15 protein-coding genes are annotated in these 16,998 nt (G+C 54.0%); 13 read left to right on the forward strand and 2 right to left on the reverse strand.

Features of this window, described 5'->3' with window-relative positions:
• Positions 1–52: 52 nt before the first annotated feature.
• Together EQG79_RS29260 and EQG79_RS29265 are read left to right on the forward strand one after the other, a co-directional pair.
• A complete protein-coding gene (locus EQG79_RS29260) occupies positions 53–544 on the forward strand; it encodes a DUF3347 domain-containing protein (protein WP_129606590.1) in 492 nt (163 codons plus the stop codon).
• A 53-nt stretch (positions 545–597) separates the two neighbouring features.
• A complete protein-coding gene (locus EQG79_RS29265; protein ID WP_129606592.1) occupies positions 598–1,164 on the forward strand; it encodes a helix-turn-helix domain-containing protein in 567 nt (188 codons plus the stop codon).
• A gap of 76 nt (positions 1,165–1,240) precedes the next feature.
• Here EQG79_RS29265 and EQG79_RS29270 read toward each other — a convergent pair whose 3' ends face one another.
• A complete protein-coding gene (locus EQG79_RS29270) occupies positions 1,241–1,459 on the reverse strand; it encodes a hypothetical protein (RefSeq protein ID WP_129606594.1) in 219 nt (72 codons plus the stop codon).
• Between the two features lie 245 nt (positions 1,460–1,704).
• Here EQG79_RS29270 and EQG79_RS29275 point away from each other — a divergent pair, with 245 nt between their 5' ends.
• The 11 genes from EQG79_RS29275 (at position 1,705) to EQG79_RS29325 (ending at position 15,931) form a co-directional block, all read left to right on the forward strand.
• Positions 1,705–2,244 (forward strand): helix-turn-helix domain-containing protein, encoded by a 540-nt coding sequence (locus tag EQG79_RS29275; protein WP_240699509.1) that lies wholly within the window; start codon positions 1,705–1,707, stop codon positions 2,242–2,244.
• Positions 2,245–2,344: 100 nt separating this feature from the next.
• The gene (locus EQG79_RS29280) at positions 2,345–2,572 is read left to right on the forward strand and encodes a heavy-metal-associated domain-containing protein (RefSeq protein ID WP_129606596.1); all 228 of its coding nucleotides are present in this window, start codon (positions 2,345–2,347) and stop codon (positions 2,570–2,572) included.
• Between the two features lie 195 nt (positions 2,573–2,767).
• Positions 2,768–3,184: a hypothetical protein gene (locus tag EQG79_RS31410; RefSeq protein ID WP_240699510.1), complete on the forward strand. Its 417-nt coding sequence runs from the start codon at positions 2,768–2,770 to the stop codon at positions 3,182–3,184.
• Positions 3,185–3,300: 116 nt separating this feature from the next.
• Complete coding sequence (locus tag EQG79_RS29290; protein ID WP_129606598.1) at positions 3,301–4,695, forward strand: efflux RND transporter permease subunit; 1,395 nt, start codon at positions 3,301–3,303, stop codon at positions 4,693–4,695.
• On the forward strand, positions 4,676–5,305 hold the full coding sequence (locus EQG79_RS29295; RefSeq protein WP_129606600.1) for a class I SAM-dependent methyltransferase: 630 nt from the start codon (positions 4,676–4,678) through the stop codon (positions 5,303–5,305). Before EQG79_RS29290 ends, EQG79_RS29295 begins: the two co-directional genes overlap by 20 nt.
• Before the next feature lie 10 nt (positions 5,306–5,315).
• Positions 5,316–7,259, forward strand: coding sequence for an efflux RND transporter permease subunit (locus EQG79_RS29300; RefSeq protein ID WP_129606602.1), 1,944 nt, complete (start codon positions 5,316–5,318; stop codon positions 7,257–7,259).
• A gap of 82 nt (positions 7,260–7,341) precedes the next feature.
• Positions 7,342–8,583, forward strand: coding sequence for a TolC family protein (locus EQG79_RS29305; RefSeq protein WP_240699511.1), 1,242 nt, complete (start codon positions 7,342–7,344; stop codon positions 8,581–8,583).
• Entirely contained in the window at positions 8,561–10,033 is a 1,473-nt protein-coding gene (locus EQG79_RS29310; protein WP_165358982.1) for an efflux RND transporter periplasmic adaptor subunit, read from the forward strand. The genes EQG79_RS29305 and EQG79_RS29310 overlap by 23 nt, the downstream gene beginning before the upstream one ends.
• 4 nt (positions 10,034–10,037) lie before the next feature.
• A complete protein-coding gene (locus EQG79_RS29315; protein WP_129606606.1) occupies positions 10,038–11,873 on the forward strand; it encodes an efflux RND transporter periplasmic adaptor subunit in 1,836 nt (611 codons plus the stop codon).
• Between the two features lie 80 nt (positions 11,874–11,953).
• Positions 11,954–13,105 carry a glycosyltransferase family 61 protein gene (locus tag EQG79_RS29320; RefSeq protein ID WP_129606608.1) on the forward strand — a complete coding sequence of 384 codons (1,152 nt, stop codon included), beginning with the start codon at positions 11,954–11,956 and terminating at the stop codon, positions 13,103–13,105.
• 360 nt (positions 13,106–13,465) lie between these two features.
• Positions 13,466–15,931 (forward strand): TonB-dependent receptor, encoded by a 2,466-nt coding sequence (locus EQG79_RS29325; RefSeq protein WP_129606610.1) that lies wholly within the window; start codon positions 13,466–13,468, stop codon positions 15,929–15,931.
• Between the two features lie 120 nt (positions 15,932–16,051).
• Here EQG79_RS29325 and EQG79_RS29330 read toward each other — a convergent pair whose 3' ends face one another.
• On the reverse strand, positions 16,052–16,792 hold the full coding sequence (locus tag EQG79_RS29330) for a DUF6503 family protein (RefSeq protein ID WP_129606612.1): 741 nt from the start codon (positions 16,790–16,792) through the stop codon (positions 16,052–16,054).
• Positions 16,793–16,998: the final 206 nt, after the last annotated feature.

Here is a 16,998-nt window from a genome sequence, read left to right on the forward strand (position 1 = left end):
CTTAAATCAATTACCGTTTACTATTTGTTTCACTTAATTTTTTTTAACACTAATGAAAACCAGTCGTTTCTCCGCCTTACGGTTCGCTGTGGCGGCTTTGAGTCTTTCCTTTGCTTCGGTGGCTGCGTCAGCGCAGAATACCGCCCCTGCACTGACCGCTTACTACGGCGTGAAAGATGCACTCGTTGCTACGGATGCGGCTAAAGCCAAAGCCCAGGCAACCTCGCTAACCGCAGCTTTGAGCAAGGTCGAAGCGGCCAAACTCTCAGCCGCCGATAAAAAAGCTTTAGCAATGGCTAAAACCCACGCTGCCGCCATCGGCAAATCAACCGATGTGGACGATCAGCGGGCGCAGTTCGAGATGCTCTCCACCAGCATGATTTCGCTGGCTAAAGCCACCAAACCCGCCAGGTCTTACGTGCAGTTCTGCCCGATGGCCGCCAACGGTAAAGGAGCCTCCTGGTTGAGCGACAAAAAAGAAGTTCGCAACCCCTACTATGGCGACAAGATGCTGAAGTGCGGTTCGGTGAAAGAAGAAATTTAAGGGATTGCGCCCGGCCAGCCTACGAAATGGCCGGGCGCAAAAAATAGTCTATAATGGCCATTCAGGAACTTCATATCAAAAACATGGTTTGTGACCGCTGCGTGCGGGCGGTCCGGCAGGAACTCGAACAACAGGGGTACGTGGTTCGCCATATCGAACTGGGCCGGGCGGCTGTGGAAGGAACCCTGATTGAGCTGGCTGTGCTGGAGGAGGGATTAGCGGCATTGGGCTTTGAGCTGCTGACCGACCGGAACGCCCGAACGGTCAACCAGATTAAGTCGCTCATTATTGACCTTATTCAAAGCGGACAGATCGCTAAACTGAATATTACCCTGTCGGATTATCTCTCCCAACAACTGGGTAAAGACTACGCCCACCTGAGCCACATCTTTTCGACTACCGAACACATCACCATTGAGCGGTTTTGGATCATGCAGCGCGTTGAACGGGCCAAGGAACTGTTGAGCTATCGGGAATTATCAATCAGTGAAATTGCCACCCAGTTAGGCTACAGCAGTCTATCCTATCTGTCCAATCAATTCAAACAGGTAACCGGCATGACTCCGGCTACGTACCGCGACCTGAACGCACCTGACCGCAACCCGCTGGACTGGATTTAAAGGATTAAACTAATCGGTTACGAAAGCGGCCCGGTCAATCACTTGACCGGGCCGCTTTCGTATGGGTGCATGAGCATCAGGAATCTTTCTTCATCTTCATTTTATTGTGATCCATCTTGCTGTGGTCCATGCCCTTCATAGAGCCGGACTTTCCGTCCATCTTCATGGTACTATGGTCCATTTTCTTGGCCGCCTTAGCCTGTTTTTTGGTCGCTTTGGCGGGCTTCTGGGTTTGAGCGAAACTTGCGCCAACCAGCAGCAGCGAAAGTGTGAAGGCAATGATTGTCTTTTTCATGGCAAAGTCGTTACAAAAAATGTGTTGTTTCTGTCTCTTTAGAACCTTGCAGTTGTTGGGATGTTCAGCTCCTTACTTGTAAAATTTTTGGATTGGCGCATTTCGCAAAAAACTATAACGACAGGCCAAAATTTTGTAGAACAAAAGCCGGTTTGTTTCCCCATTTTTGTTCGATGAACAGGGAGAGAGGAAATATAAATAGCGGCCTGATTACTGTGTCGGTTAAAGGGCTGACCAGCAGAGGGTTGATACAACATATTCGGCACGAACTTTCGGAAGCCGGGTTTCGGGTCATCGCCATTCGTCCAGGGCGAATTATGCTGCAGCAAACGGGGCCGTTGCTCAACCTGGAGCCACTGCTCGGTGTCTGGGGAGTTTCTCTGTTGAATGAGCGGGAACAGCAGGTATTTGAACACGCCAAAAACGGGTTAGCCAATCATCTGTCCCAGCGTTCGCTGTCGCTTCGGAACCTGCTAAAGCACCTAAGCGAACATACTCATTGCCCCTATGACCAGCTCAACGATTTGTTTCTGGCTACCGAAGGCATTACGTTCGGTCGGTACGTCGTGCTGCAACGCCTGGACAAGGCCATTGAACGACTAACGTACACCCGCGCAACGGTAGCCGAAATAGCCCGGCAAACCGGCTATCAGGACGAAGACCATCTAATCAGACACTTAGAAGCCGAACGCGGTTTACCACCCGCCCATTTTTTGGCCCTCCGAGACACCCGAATGAGTCGGGGGATGCACAGGTTGGTTACGGCTCCTGTTGGGATGAACTAACGACGGAAGATTTTACAAGCCTTGCCCGAAATTGTGTAACGCATCCGGGTCACGAATGGCAGACCTTTGTCCATAGTTCATCCGATAATTCGTGAAACCAATGGAAACGACAACACAATCTGAAATTCAGTTTAAAACGAACATTAAGTGTGGCGGCTGTATCGCTACCGTTACCCCATTTTTAGACAAAACGGTTGGTGCCCAGCATTGGCAGGTCGATACGGCCAGCCCCGATAAAGTGCTAACGGTACAGGCAGATGGCGTATCGGCCGAGCAGGTACAGAAGGCCGTGCAACAGGCCGGTTACAAAGCCGAACTGCTACATTAATGACCTTTTGTTTGAAGGCTGGTTGGTGTCTATCAGGAACCTGGACACCAACCAGCTTTAAACAGAGGACAGCCGTGCTCATTGCTGGTATAATCCCGATTATTTTATAATAAACCGGCGTTAATCTTATAACTCGGCCTGTTCGGTTTTGCACTATTTTTGCGCTAAAGTAGTTTTACTTAAAAACGGTGACTGGTGCGAACACTTAAAAACATAGGTCTGGTGAGTTGGGTACTCTGGCTAACGCTGGTACTCAGTGGCTTCCGGCCTGTTGTCGAACGCACCTGCCATAGCCAATCCGCCCTTCCCTGCACCTGTTGCTGTTCGGCTGGTCATTCGACCAACGCCGACAGTAGCCCAAGCTCTGCCGCTTCCTGCGCGCCTGAAGCCTGCCTGTCGACGGTTAATCCGGCTGATGTTTCGGTTCGGGTATCGGTGGCACCCGCTCAGGACGTTAGTAGCGATCAGCCATTGCCAGTACTGATCTGTCACCAGTGGCTCCGCGCCCTGCTGTCGGCCAGCCATGATGCAGGTACGCGCCCTTCACACAGCTACGATACCCCTCCCTTCGAGCGCGATGTGTTTCTGCGTCTGCGTGCTCTGCTTATCTGAATTTATTGGTTCTTCTATTAACTCATTGACTGAGCGGGGCTTCATTGGGCCATTTCGCCAGTTGCTGAGTTATTCTGCTATATACTGTTTGCTTATCGCTTAACCATTCTACCCTGATGATTGAGGGCTTAATTAAATTCTCTATACGCAACCGATTCATCGTCCTGCTGATTGCAGCCGGTCTTTTTGGCTGGGGCGTTTACTCTGTGAGAACGAGTAAGATCGACGCGATTCCCGACCTGTCGGAGAATCAGGTTATCGTTTTTACCGAATGGATGGGCCGCTCTCCGCAGCTCATCGAAGACCAGATTACCTACCCATTGGTAACGAACCTCCAGGGACTTCCGCAGGTGAAGTACGTGCGCGGTACGTCGATGTTCGGCATGAGTTTCGTTTATGTCATTTTCAACGACGATACGGAGGTGTATTGGGCCAGGGAGCGGGTGCTGGAACGGCTCAACTATGCGGCCCGGCTGCTGCCGGGGGGCGTTTCACCCACGCTTGGTCCCGACGGAACGGGCGTGGGCCACATTCTCTGGTACACGCTCGACGCGCCCGGCATGGACCTCGGCGAACAGCGGGCCGTTCAGGACTGGTACGTCAAGTTTGGGTTGCAGAACGTACCCGGCGTGGCCGAAATCGCGTCGTTCGGTGGCTTTCAGAAGCAGTACCAGGTGACGCTCGATCCCAACAAACTGACGTACTACGGTCTGTCGGTGCCGCAGGTCATCGGGGCAATTCGGGCCAACAATAACGAAGCCGGGGGGCGCAAGTTTGAACTCAGCGGTATCGGCTACATCATCAAAACGACGGGCTATCTGCAATCGGTCGAGCAGATTCAGAACATCCCGCTGAAGACGATCAGCAGCGTTCCCGTGCGGGTAGCCGACGTAGCGACGGTGCAGATGACGGGCGAAACCCGGCTGGGCATCTTCGATCTGAACGGGCAGGGCGAGGCCGTGGGCGGCATTGTGGTGATGCGCTACGGCGAGAACGCCGACGAAGTAATTGGCAACGTCAAGAAGAAGATGGAAGAGGTCGCTAAGGGCCTGCCCGAAGGGGTCAAATTCAACATCGTCTATGACCGCAGCGGGCTGATTCAGGAGTCGGTGGCCTCGATTCAGCACACGCTGATTGAAGAAATGATTGTCGTCTCGCTGGTGGTGATTCTATTTCTATTACACTGGCGGTCGGCCATCAGCATCATCATTCAGATTCCGATCACCATTGCCACCAGCTTTATTCTGCTCAATGCCTTCGACATTTCGTCTAACATCATGTCCCTGACGGGCATCGCGTTGGCTATCGGGGTGATCGTCGATAACGGCATCATCATGGCCGAAAACGCCTATAAGAACTTAGCCACCCGGCAGGCTGAGTTAACCGCAGAGCGGGATCAGCAACCGCCAGCGACCCAACCCGATACTACCGATCAGGGCAAACTGAACGGGCAAAAGCATCGCTCCGCTACCCCTCAACCAACCGAGAGCTATGGAAACGAACGTACCTAAAGCGCACTGGGAGACCATCTATCAAACCAAACAAGCTGACCAGGTTAGCTGGACCCAAGCAATACCGGCCATGTCGCTGGATTTCATTCGGCAGGCCCGATTGCCCAGGTCGGCCCGCATTATCGACATTGGCGGGGGCGACAGTAAGCTCGTTGATTTTTTGCTTGATGAGGGTTATCAGTACATTAGTGTCCTCGACATTAGTGAAGCGGCTCTAAACCGCGCCAAACAGAGGTTGGGCGAACGGGCTGATCGGGTGGAATGGATTGTGAGCGACATTACGGCCTACGCGCCAGTTCAACCCTTCGACTTTTGGCATGATCGGGCGGCATTTCACTTCCTGACCACCCCTGAACAAATTAGTCAGTATCTGACAAAGGCCCGTATCGGTGTGTCCCTCAATGGCTACGTCATGATTGGTACGTTTTCGGAAAATGGGCCGAAAAAATGTAGCGGTTTGCCCATTCGACGCTACAGTGAACAGAACCTGACCGATGAACTGGCTCGCGGTTTCCGCAAACTCCGGTGCATCACCGAAGACCATATTACGCCCTTCCAGACGAGCCAGAATTTTCTGTTCTGCTCGTTTCAGCGAGTGCATCAAAACTGATTGAAAGACTATGTGGAAGAAAATAAAAAGATGGTTCGGCTTCGGGCCTAAAAACTACGCCGAGATACCCGAAGATGAGCGGCTGGCGATCATCGAGCGGTCAAGTGTTCAGGTGTCGCGGGGGGTGTTCTACTCGACCATCATCATCATTACGTCGTTTCTGCCGGTGTTTCTGCTGACCGGGCAGGAAGGAAAGCTGTTTCACCCACTGGCCTGGACCAAAACCTTTATCCTGCTGGTTGATGCGCTATTAGTGGTCACGCTGGCCCCGGTGATGCTGTCGCTGTTCATGAAGGGCCGCTTCAAAGATGATCACGCCAATCCGATTAATCGCTTCCTGGAGCGGGCCTATGAACCCATCATCCGGTGGGTGATGCGCTGGCGTAAAACGACCATTGGGATCAACCTGTTAGCCCTGGCTATTAGCATACCGATGCTGATGAGTCTGGGTTCGGAATTTATGCCGCCGTTGGACGAGCAGAGCATTCTCTTTATGCCCGTGACGCTGCCCGACGTATCGAACGCCGAAGCCAAACGGATTTTGCAGGTGCAGGACAAGTTGATTAAGTCGGTGCCGGAAGTTGACAAGGTGTTGGGTAAAGCAGGCCGGGCCTCGACGGCAACCGACAACTCGCCCATCAGCATGATCGAGACTATCATCATGCTCAAACCCAAAACGCAGTGGCGCGAAGGCATCACCAAGAAAGACCTCATCAACGAGTTGGATGCCAAACTTCAGATTCCGGGTGTGGTCAACGGCTGGACACAGCCCATTATCAACCGGATCAATATGCTCTCCACAGGCATCCGTACCGACGTAGGCATCAAAGTACACGGGCAGTCGCTCGACAGCATTTACGCCGTATCGGAGCAGGTGAAAGCCGCTTTGGAAGGCGTTCCGGGCGTGAAAGACCTGTACGTGGAACCTGTCACGGGCGGCAAATATCTGACTATTGATGCAAACCGCGAGGCCCTGGGCCGCTACGGATTGAGCGTGGACGACGTGAACGGCGTGGTTGAATCGGCCATTGGCGGCTCCCCCATCGGGCAGACCATCGAAGGGCGACGGCGGTTCTCGATCAACGTGCGGCTGGCGCAGGATTATCGGAACAGCGTGGAGCGCATCCGGCGCATCCCGATTGCTACAGCCGCCTTCGGTACCATCCCACTCTCGGCGGTGGCAACGGTGAAGTTTGAAGATGGTCCGCCGATGATTACCTCCGACAATGCCCTGCTCAGGGGGGCGGTGATGTTCAACGTGCGTGACCGCGACCTGGGCGGTACGGTGCAGGAGGCTATTGCGAAAGTGAACCGGGAGTTGAAACTGCCCAATGGTTATTTTCTGGAATGGAGCGGGCAGTACGAAAACCTGATTCGGGGTAAGCAGACGCTACTGATTATTGCCCCCGTGGTGCTGGTTATTATTTTTCTCTCGCTGTATCTGGCCTTTGGTTCGGCGCGCGAAGCGTTTTTGAGCCTGATTACGATTCCCTTCGCGCTCATCGGCGGAGCCTACATGATCTATTTCTACGGGGTTAACCTGTCGGTAGCCGTGGCGGTTGGCTTTATCGCCCTGTTCGGTATTGCGGTCGAAACGGGCGTAGTGATGGTCATCTACCTCAACGATGCCATGAAGCAATTAGTAGCGAAACGGGGCAACTCCCGAGACACCATCAGCCGCGACGAGTTGCGCGAATACGTCATCAACGGCGCGGCCAAACGGCTCCGACCTAAAATCATGACCGTATCGGTGGCCCTGTTTGGCTTAGTGCCGGTGCTGTGGGCATCGGGGGTGGGGAGCGATGTGATGCTGCCCATCGTGCTACCCATGATCGGGGGGGTACTCACTTCCTCGACGCATATTCTGCTGGTGACTCCGCTGATTTTCTTACTGACGAAAGAATATGAACTTAAAAAATTTGGTAAACTGGATGTGCTGGAAGCTTCTCACTAAGAGTCTGCTTGCCGCGTTGCTGGTAACGCAGGTTGGTTTTAGCCAAACCCGACCCCAGCCAGTCCCGTCAGCCGTGCAGTCGATGACGGGGACTGAACAATACGTGCGGCCTTCGGCCACCGCTCCATCCGGCCCGGTGCTGGCCTTAGACAGTGTGTTGGTTCGTATCGACCTGAATAATCCATTGCTTAAACCCTACGGCAGCCGGGCCGCTGCCGCCCGCGCTTACGCCGAGGGCGCACGTAGCTGGATGGCCCCAATGGTGGGCCTGGGTACGTTTATGGCACCGTATCCGATGCAGATGATTATGGACGAGCGCGACAAGGGATTTGGCATGGTGTCCGTAGAGCAGGATATTCCGAACCCTTTTAAGCAACGGGCCACGCGCATCTACCAGCAATCAAAAGCAGGCGTAGAAGAGGCCGGGCGGGGCATCACGCTCAACCGGCTCCGCTCCGATGCCAAACAACTCTACTTCGACTGGCTCGTGCTGGAAAAACGGCGGGGGGTACTGGCCGAAAATAAGCGCATTCTGCAACTGATGAAAAAGCTGGCCGACATCCGCTATCCGTATCAGCAGGGCAGTCTGGGCAACATTTACAAAGCGGAAGGCCGATTGTACGAGCTTGACAACATGGTGACGATGACCGAAGCCGAGATTGAGCGTAAACGGATCGGGCTGAATACGCTGATGAACCGACCCAAAACTGACCCGTTCCAAATCGACACGACCTATCGCCCGGTGGAGCCGCAGCCCATAGTGCCGACAACCGAAGAAATTGGTGGCCGACGCAGCGATATTCTCCGCATGGACCGGCAAATCTTAAGTATGCAGGCGGGGATTGAATCACAGAAAGCGCAGGCCCGGCCCGACTTCCGCGTCCGCTTCGACCATATGCAGCCTTTTTCGGGCGTGAAGAGCATGATGCCTACCCAGTTTACGCTGATGGGTATGATCTCAATTCCGATTGTGCCATGGGCCTCACGGATGTACAAAGCCGAGATCAAGGGAATGCAGCAGGATATTGAAGCCATGCGCTACGAGCGGGAAGGTATGCTCAACGAAACCCAGGGCATGGTGGCCGAGATGCTGACCGATATTCGGAACATGACGACTCAGTTGACCAATTACGAACGGCGGGTCATTCCGACGCTTCGTAAGAATTACGATACCCAACTGATTAACTACGAGCAGAATAAAGGCGATTTGCCCCTCGTCATTGATGCCTGGGAAACGCTGAATATGACGCAGATGGATTATCTGACGCGCCTACAGGAGTATTACCGCATGATTGTAAGTTATGAGCGAGAACTGGAGAAATAAGAACAGGCTGGGGCTGATGGCCTCCCTCGTCGGGCTTGTCCTGACTCTGTTGGCAGGCTGCCAGGCAGACAACGACAACAAAGAAGCAACGTCACCGGCCAACCCAAATACAGGGGTTCATAGCGGCCATACCCACGAGACCGCCGAGGAAGCTTACACCTGCCCCATGCACCCGCAGATTGTGCAGGGCAAACCCGGTTCGTGTCCCATTTGTGGCATGGATTTGGTGAAAAAAGTAACGGACGGTGGCGACAGTCTGACGATCAATGCCGACCTCAAAGCCCTGTTACAACCCACAAACTCGGTGGTAGTGGCTAACATCGCGACCGTGCAGCCCGAACAGCGCACGGCCTCGGTATCCGTGCAGGCCAACGGCATTGTGACCTACGACACCCGGCGGCTCTACTCGATTCCGGCCAGGTTTGGCGGTCGGGTCGAAAAGCTGTATGTCCGGGTCAACTACCAGCCCATTCGCAAGGGCCAGAAACTACTGGAACTCTACAGCCCCGACATCGTCACGGCGCAACGTGAACTGCTCTATTTACTCGATGCCGACGCGGGTAATGCCCCGGTGATTGCCGCAGCGAAGCAGAAACTGCGGCTGCTCGGCGTAACCGACGGGCAGATTGATGAGCTGACCCGTACTCGTAAACCAAGTTATGCCCTGGCTGTGTTCAGTCCTTACGATGGCTACGTCGTCGAAGAATCGGCGGGTACTCCATCGGCGCGGTCCGGCGGTCCGGATATGCCTGCTGACAGGGGCATGGGCGGTGCCGGAGCTGGTAATGGCATGGGGGGAAGCGGAGGAGGCATGGGTGGCGGTATGTCAGGCGGGGGAAGCTCTCCGGGTACGGATGAAATCACGTTCGCAACGCCAACACCCGCGCCGGGGGGTGGTGCCGCTGGTGCCTCATTGCTGCTACGCGAGGGACAGTACGTACAGACCGGGCAAACCTTGTTCCGGGTCGTAAACCCCAGCCGGTTGTGGGCCGAGTTCCGGCTCTACGCCCGCGATGCAGTTGGCATCAAACCTGGCAATGAACTGACCATCTCCTTCGACCAGACGGGCGAGGCTACCCGCCGGGCGAAGGTCAGTTTTGTGGTGCCTTTTATTGAGGGGAACGGGCAGTTCGTTACCGTGCGGGCGTATCTGCCGGGGGGTAATTCGGTGCGGGTAGGCCAACTGGCCCGCGCTACGCTTCGGCGGTCGGGTGTACAGGGGCTTTGGCTACCCGCTACGGCCATCCTCGATTTAGGCAACGAGCAGGTTGCCTTTGTGCAACAGCAAGACGCGGCCAATACCTTTCGACCCGTGCGGGTACAGACCGGCCAGCAAACGGGTGGGTACGTTGCCATTATGAGCGGACTGACGGATGAGAACGTTGTTGCCCGCAATGCCCAATTTTTGATTGATAGCGAAAGCTTTGTTAATGTTTCAAACACGAAATAACGTCATGATTAGACGATGGATATACGGTGCTTCAACTTTGCTGGTGCTGCTGAATGCCACCTGCCAGTCGGGCGAAAAGACCGACACCCAACAGAACGATTCAACACAGGTAGCCGCCAGCGACGATCATAGTGGCCATAATCACGGCCCTGATGGGGCAGGCGGCACAACCTATACCTGCCCGATGCACCCCCAGATTGTACAGTCCTCGGCGGGTACCTGTCCCATTTGCAGCATGGACCTGGTGCCTGTAGTGAAGACCGGCGAGAAAGCCACGGAGATTATGCTCAGTGAAAGCCAGATGCAGCTTGCCAACGTGATGGTACAGCCGGTAGCGTCGGGCAATATTGGCAACAGTACCGTGCTGAACGCCCGGCTTGCCGCCGATCAGCAACAAACGGATGTCATCAGCAGCCGTGTAGCGGGCCGTATCGAGCGGCTCTACGTGAAAGAGACGGGTCAGCCCATCCGCAAAGGGCAGGTACTCTATGAGATTTACAGCGAACCCCTGCTTACTCAGCAGCAGGAGTACCTGTTGGCCCTCCGACAAGTCGAAGAGCTAAAAGAACCGCGTTATGAAGACTTCCGGCGGGCTTCCGAACAAAAACTCAAACTGTATGGCATGACCGCTGAACAGATTGCCAGGTTGGCCAAAACCCGAAACGTACAGCCGCGTATTCCATTTGTGGCACCGGCGGGCGGCACGGTTACGGAGATTGCCGCCAGTGAGGGGCAATACGTGGGTGAAGGAGCGTTGCTGTACCGATTGGCGAACCTGAGTCAACTTTGGGTCGAAGCCGAATTGTATGCGGGGGAAGCCCGGTTTGTGAAAGTCGGCGACCGGGTGCCCGTACAGGTAGTGGGTTACGAAACCAGTTCCACGATGAATGCGCGGGTGACTTTTATTAACCCGGAATACCGGGCCGGTAGCCAGGTACTGGTGATGCGGGCCGTGTTACCCAATCCGGGTGGGCGGTTCCAGCCCGGCCAGCAGGCACGGGTGTTGCTTCGGCACGGCGTACAGCGCGGGCTAACCTTGCCGGTCGATGCTGTGGTGCGGGCAGGGCAGGGAGCGGTCGTGTTTGTGCAGACTGGTCGGCAGTCGGAAGGCCGCACCCCCGATGGGGCGGTTTTTCAGCCCCGCCGGGTGCAGACCGGCACCGAAACGGATCAACAAGTGGCGATTACGGGCGGGCTGAACGGCGATGAACAGGTGGCGATGTCGGGGGCCTATCTGCTCTACAGCGAACTGATTCTAAAAAAGGGTATCAACCCGATTACCGCCGAAGTTGAAGAAGGAGTAAAGTCAACGCCAACGACAGAAAGCAACCCCACCGCACCAGCGGTCAGGCCAAGAGCCGATGCTGCTACTGTTCCCAAAAGCCACAAAGTCCCGGAAGCGTTTAAGAAGCAACTAACCGCTGTGTATGTTTCCTCCCTTAAACTAACCGAATCGCTCGTCGGCTCCAATTCAGGCCAAAGCAAGGCCGCTGCAGTCGGGGTCGAAAAGGTCTTGTCCGGCGTGGACATGATGCTACTGAAGGGAGCCGCCCATACCGACTGGATGACGTACCTGAACGCCATGAATGCAGGGTTGAAAACGTTGCGCGGCACGGGCGATCTGGAAAAGCAACGAACCGCCTACGCGCAGTTTGAGGATGGATTGTACCGGAGCGTCAAGGCATTTGGTGTGAATGGCAAACCGGTGTATCGGCAGTATTGCCCAATGGCCCTGAATAACAAAGGCAGCTATTGGCTCAGCGACAAAAAACCAATTCGCAACCCGTACTTCGGCGATCAGATGCTGACCTGTGGGGAAACGAAGGAAGAAATTAATTGACCATTCGCGTCGTACTACTGGCTTAAAAAGTAACGTCTATGGCTGCACCTCTACCCATCCAAACATCTTTGTTTCAGTCAATGAACAGACAACTTACCCACTTACCCATCAAGCTGGTTAAGCGGGTAATTAGTAGAGGCTCCCGTTGGTTCTATCGCCGGCTGGGCGTTCAGTTTCTGGACAAGCCCCAAACAGCCGCTTATCTTGCCCCTTACCAGCGGAGTGCGTACCCAGCCAATCAGCTTTCCCTAACGGAAGTCATTGACCCCGCAGTTCCGTCGAAGGTGTATTTTGCGGCCACCCAGGACGAGAGCGAACCCGTGTCGGTCTGGTTATTGGAACAGGCCAACGGGGCGTTCTCGCAACTGCCCTATGGGAGTATTCGTGACAAGCAGCACGTTCTCTGCACGGACATCAATACGGATGACTTCTACCGGAACGTCCTCCACCGAAAAAAACGTCAGCAAATCAGCAGCACAACCTTGATAGCTCCCTGGAGTCATTACTTAGATGGCGTGGTTTGGGGCGGCTATTATGACTTTGTGATGTTGGTGGCGGGGAAGTTAGCCCGGATAAAAGAAGCCATTCCTGAAACCCTGTTCAATGAAGCCCTTGTCGCTTACCCATTGTTTAACACTACTTATGAACGTGAGTATCTTTCCTTACTGGGTATAGAGCCGACCCGCCTACTGGACAGCCGCACGACGCAGGTGCGTTTTGAGCAATGTGTATTAGCCAATACGGGCCACTGGTTTTATCCAAATAAAGCGGATATTGATGCGCTCCGTAAACATATCTTACCTAAACTACCGCCACCAACCGGCAACCGCAACCGGATATATATTAGTCGGGCGGGTCGTCGTCGGGTACGCAATGAACCTGACTTAATTAACCTTTTACAACACTATCACATTGAGGTGATCGAGGACAAACCGCGCTCAGTGGCTGAACAGATAGGTATTTACCAAAATGCCGATTTTATTATTGGTCCTCACGGTGCTTCATTCGTTAACATCCTTTGGTGCCAGCCCGGTACGCATCTGTTTGAGTTGTTTGCGCCGACTTATTTCCCCGATTTCTACCGAAATATGGCGGAGCAACTCGGCCTGCGTTACTCTGCTTATTTTCACGGTCCAGCCGGAACAGGAGGTTGGGCTGAAGGGTTAGAAGACGATATATATGTCTCCGTTTCAGAGATAGAACAATGTCTAAAGAAGCTGCTACCGGATTAGGTATTCTCCCGGTATAAAGCCAACTAAACGGCAACGACAAACAGCTAAAAGCACTATAAACTAAGACTTTATGAAAGACTGCTGCAAAACAGGTGATGTACCGCCGACCCCCCTCTGGAAAAAGTACTTGAACTGGTTGCTTTACGCGGTATTAGGGGGGATTGTGCTACTGGCTGCCTGGCAGTCGGCATAATGTTCACGCTTTTAGGGCTGTAGTGGTTGCATAATTGAAAAATAAGGGGTGTAGCGGCTGATTCAACAGCCGCTACACCCCTTATTTAGAATTATTCTATAAAATGTTTGTCCGTGCCGGTGGCCTTTATACCTTTGCATTAGTTTTGAATCAGTCTAAATAAAACTATGCAAGTACTTCTTCGATTTATCTCTTTACTCTTCATCTGTCTGGCTTCGTTCGTCGGGTGGGCAGCCGATAATAAGCCGTTCGGATCGCTTCAGGGCTATGTGCTGGACCGAAACAAGCAGCCTACGGAGGGTATTACCGTGTCACTTAAAGGAACCGTTCGTCAGATAAGCACCGGCCCGGATGGGTCTTACCTCTTTAAAAACCTGTCACAAGGCCGTTATGTATTGATTGTAACGGGCGTTGGCCTGCAAACCCAGGAGCAATCAGCCGAAGTAACGAGCGGTCAGACAACCCGCCTGGACATCACCATCAGCGAAAGTGTCCAGGAACTTCAGGAGGTGAAGGTAGTAGCCTCAAGCGGCCTGCGTGAGCGCGAGGTGCTTCCCGAAGTTGGTCAGAACGCCATTTATGCGGGCAAGAAAACGGAAGTCGTTAACCTCGGCGCATTGGACGCGAACCTGATTACCAACAACAGCCGGCAGGTGTTCAGTAAAACGCCGGGCGTGATGGTCTGGGAGAGCGAAGGCTCAGGAATGCAGGTTGGCGTAGCGGTTCGGGGTCTCAGTCCGAACCGTTCCTGGGAATTCAACGTCCGGCAGAACGGCGTGGACATCAGTTCCGACCCGTTCGGCTACCCGGAAGCGTATTACAACCCGCCTATGCAGGCCGTTGATCGCATTGAACTTATTCGGGGTGGCGCGTCGCTGCAATATGGCCCTCAGTTTGGCGGACTACTCAACTACGTGCTAAAGAAACCGGCGACTGAAAAGCCGATTGCGGTCGAGTCGCAGCAGTCAGTGGGCAGCTACGGATTGTTTTCGACCTATAATTCGGTGGGTGGCACGGCGGGTCGGTGGCAGTATTTTGGGTATGTCGATTACCGCCGGGCCGATGGCTGGCGCGACAATAGCCGCTACAACATTTTCAACGGCTTTGCGTCGATCAGTTATTTGGTGTCGAACCGGCTCAAAATCGGGGCGGAAGTGTCACGGGCCTATAGCGTCAATCAGCAGCCGGGTGGCCTGACCGATGCTCAGTTTGCCCAGAATGCCCGGCAAAGTGCGCGGCCACGTAACTGGTTCAACGTTCCCTGGACCGTTCCGTCTGTAACCGTCGATTATGCCCTTAGCGACCGTACCCGGCTGAATCTGAAGGTACACGGCCTGTTCAGCGAACGCAACCAGATTGGCTTTGTCAGTGCCATTACCAACGCCGACGTACCCAATACCAGCGGTCAGTTGGCGAACCGGACAATCGACCGCGACACCTACCACAACTGGGGCAGCGAACTACGGCTTATCAGCCAATACAACGCGCTGGGCCGTCAGCATACCTTGTCGGCTGGTATTAAGTACTTTAACGGCTTCACCGACCGGCGGCAGCAGGGTAAAGGCGACATTGGCTCGGATTTTAACCTGACGCTACAGGATGCGGCTTACCCCCGCGCCCTTGCGCTACGCACAACCAACGTAGCCGCTTTTGCGGAAAACCTGTTCCGATTAAGCCCTCGCTGGAGCCTTACGCCCGGTGTGCGCGCCGAAATGCTTGATAATAGTGTATCGGGTCGGTACAGTTTTGCGGCCAACGGCACCGAAAATCAGATTGACCAGAGCCGCAGCCGGGCGTTTGCGCTATTCGGCGTAGGCACGGAATACAAACTGGCTACGTTCGCCACGTTCTACGGTAATTATTCACAGGCGTACCGACCCGTCACCTTCGGCGACCTGACACCAGCCGCCCTGACCGACTTTGTGATTGACCCGAACCTACAGGATGCACGCGGTTACACCATCGACGCGGGCCTTCGGGGGAATTACCGGAAGTTTCTGAATTATGACCTGGGGGCCTACTACCTCAGCTACGACAATCGCATTGGAACCCTGACCCGGCTGGATGCGGCTAACCGCCCTTATCAATACCGGACCAATCTGGGCCGCAGTGTGAGCAAAGGCGTAGAGGCTTACGTCGAGATTGACCCGGTGGTAGCACTGGCCGGTCGCTCAAAGGTGGGGTACGTTAGTCTATTTGCTTCGCTGGGGTTCACTGATGCCCGCTATCTGAACCTGCCCACCGCTACGGTAACAAATGGCAAGCTTGTGGAAGGAAACTTACAGGACAAACAGGTAGAAAATGCCCCACGCTTCATTGGTCGCTTCGGCCTGAACTATACGTACCGCACCTTTACCCTAACGGCCTTATTAAACCGGGTTGGCAGTGCCTACAGCGATGCTAACAACACTGAAACCCCCTCGGCCAATGCCCAGACGGGACCAATTCCCGCTTATCAGGTGATGGACCTGTCGGCATCACTTCGGCTGGCAGGCCGGTACTCGTTCAAAGCCGGGATAAACAACCTGACCGACGAACGCTACTTTACGCGCCGGGCCGGGGGGTATCCGGGGCCGGGCATTTTACCCGCCGATGCCCGTAATTTTTATGTGACGGTGGGCGTGAAGTTTTAGAAGTTGGTGCCTTAGTATTGAAGTTGTCCCCGTACCTACGTGAGGCAACTTCAATACCTTTTCCGAAAGGCTAAAAAATAGTGGACGTTAAGTTTCTCGTGATGCCCAAGCGGAAAGCAATTAGGGCAACGGCACAACCCGGATGTTTTTCTGCTCGATTCGGGATAATTCCGTGAGTTGGCGGGCCTGGTAGCGACGGTCATAAGTACCGACCGACGTAGTATCGTTATTTTCGCCCTTGTAGTTGATGTAATCCTGAAACCGGATACCGCCCACGACCTGTGGGTTAATAGCCTTGCGGAAACGCGGTCCGCCCTCGCTGTAAGCCAGATAATCCATCGTGTGGGTCTGCTGATTAAACCAGTAAAAAAAGGTGTCCTGGTAATCGGTTCCGCCCCCTTCGGCCCGGAACCGAACGCGCACTTTATGATAGGGCTGCCCGTCGATTTGTGACTCACCGACATAATCCGCCAGAACGGCCGGGTCACTTAATTTGGCAGGCAACAGAACAAAATACGCCACTGAATTCACCGCCTGGCTATACCGTCGGGTCTGGGCCGAATCCAGCGTTTGCCGTTTGCCGTTCAGGGTACGCACAAACCCGTTGTTGGTTAAGGTTTCAACGAGCCGGTTGCCCGTCGAATCACGGTAGGTACGCTGGTAGCTGAACTGTCCGTCCTGGTGTTCCAATGCCAGATGATAGGTACGGAAATCAAATTCAATCCGCTTGTTATTGTAGGCCGCGCCCCCATGTGCTTCAATGGCTTCTTTGACCAGTTCCTGCGCCTGATCCGGCGGTTGACACGCACTAACAATAAATAGTAATGACAGCGGGCTAAACAGATGAAGATGTTTCAACATAATTGATAATGAAATGATTTGACGTACTATATGGGGCTGTGCAGTAGTGTGTTAAACGACTGAACGCCCGAATTTTACAAATTCCTTAGCACAATCTTACAAGGTAGTCATTGATGAAACCACGTAGATTTGACTAAAAATTCAGACTGGTATGAACGAGCTACTCAGGGCTTCCGACGATGTTTTTGATGCACGAATCGCACAAA

This window comes from Spirosoma sordidisoli, from assembly GCF_004138325.1.
Classification (GTDB): Bacteria; Bacteroidota; Bacteroidia; order Cytophagales; family Spirosomataceae; genus Spirosoma; species Spirosoma sordidisoli.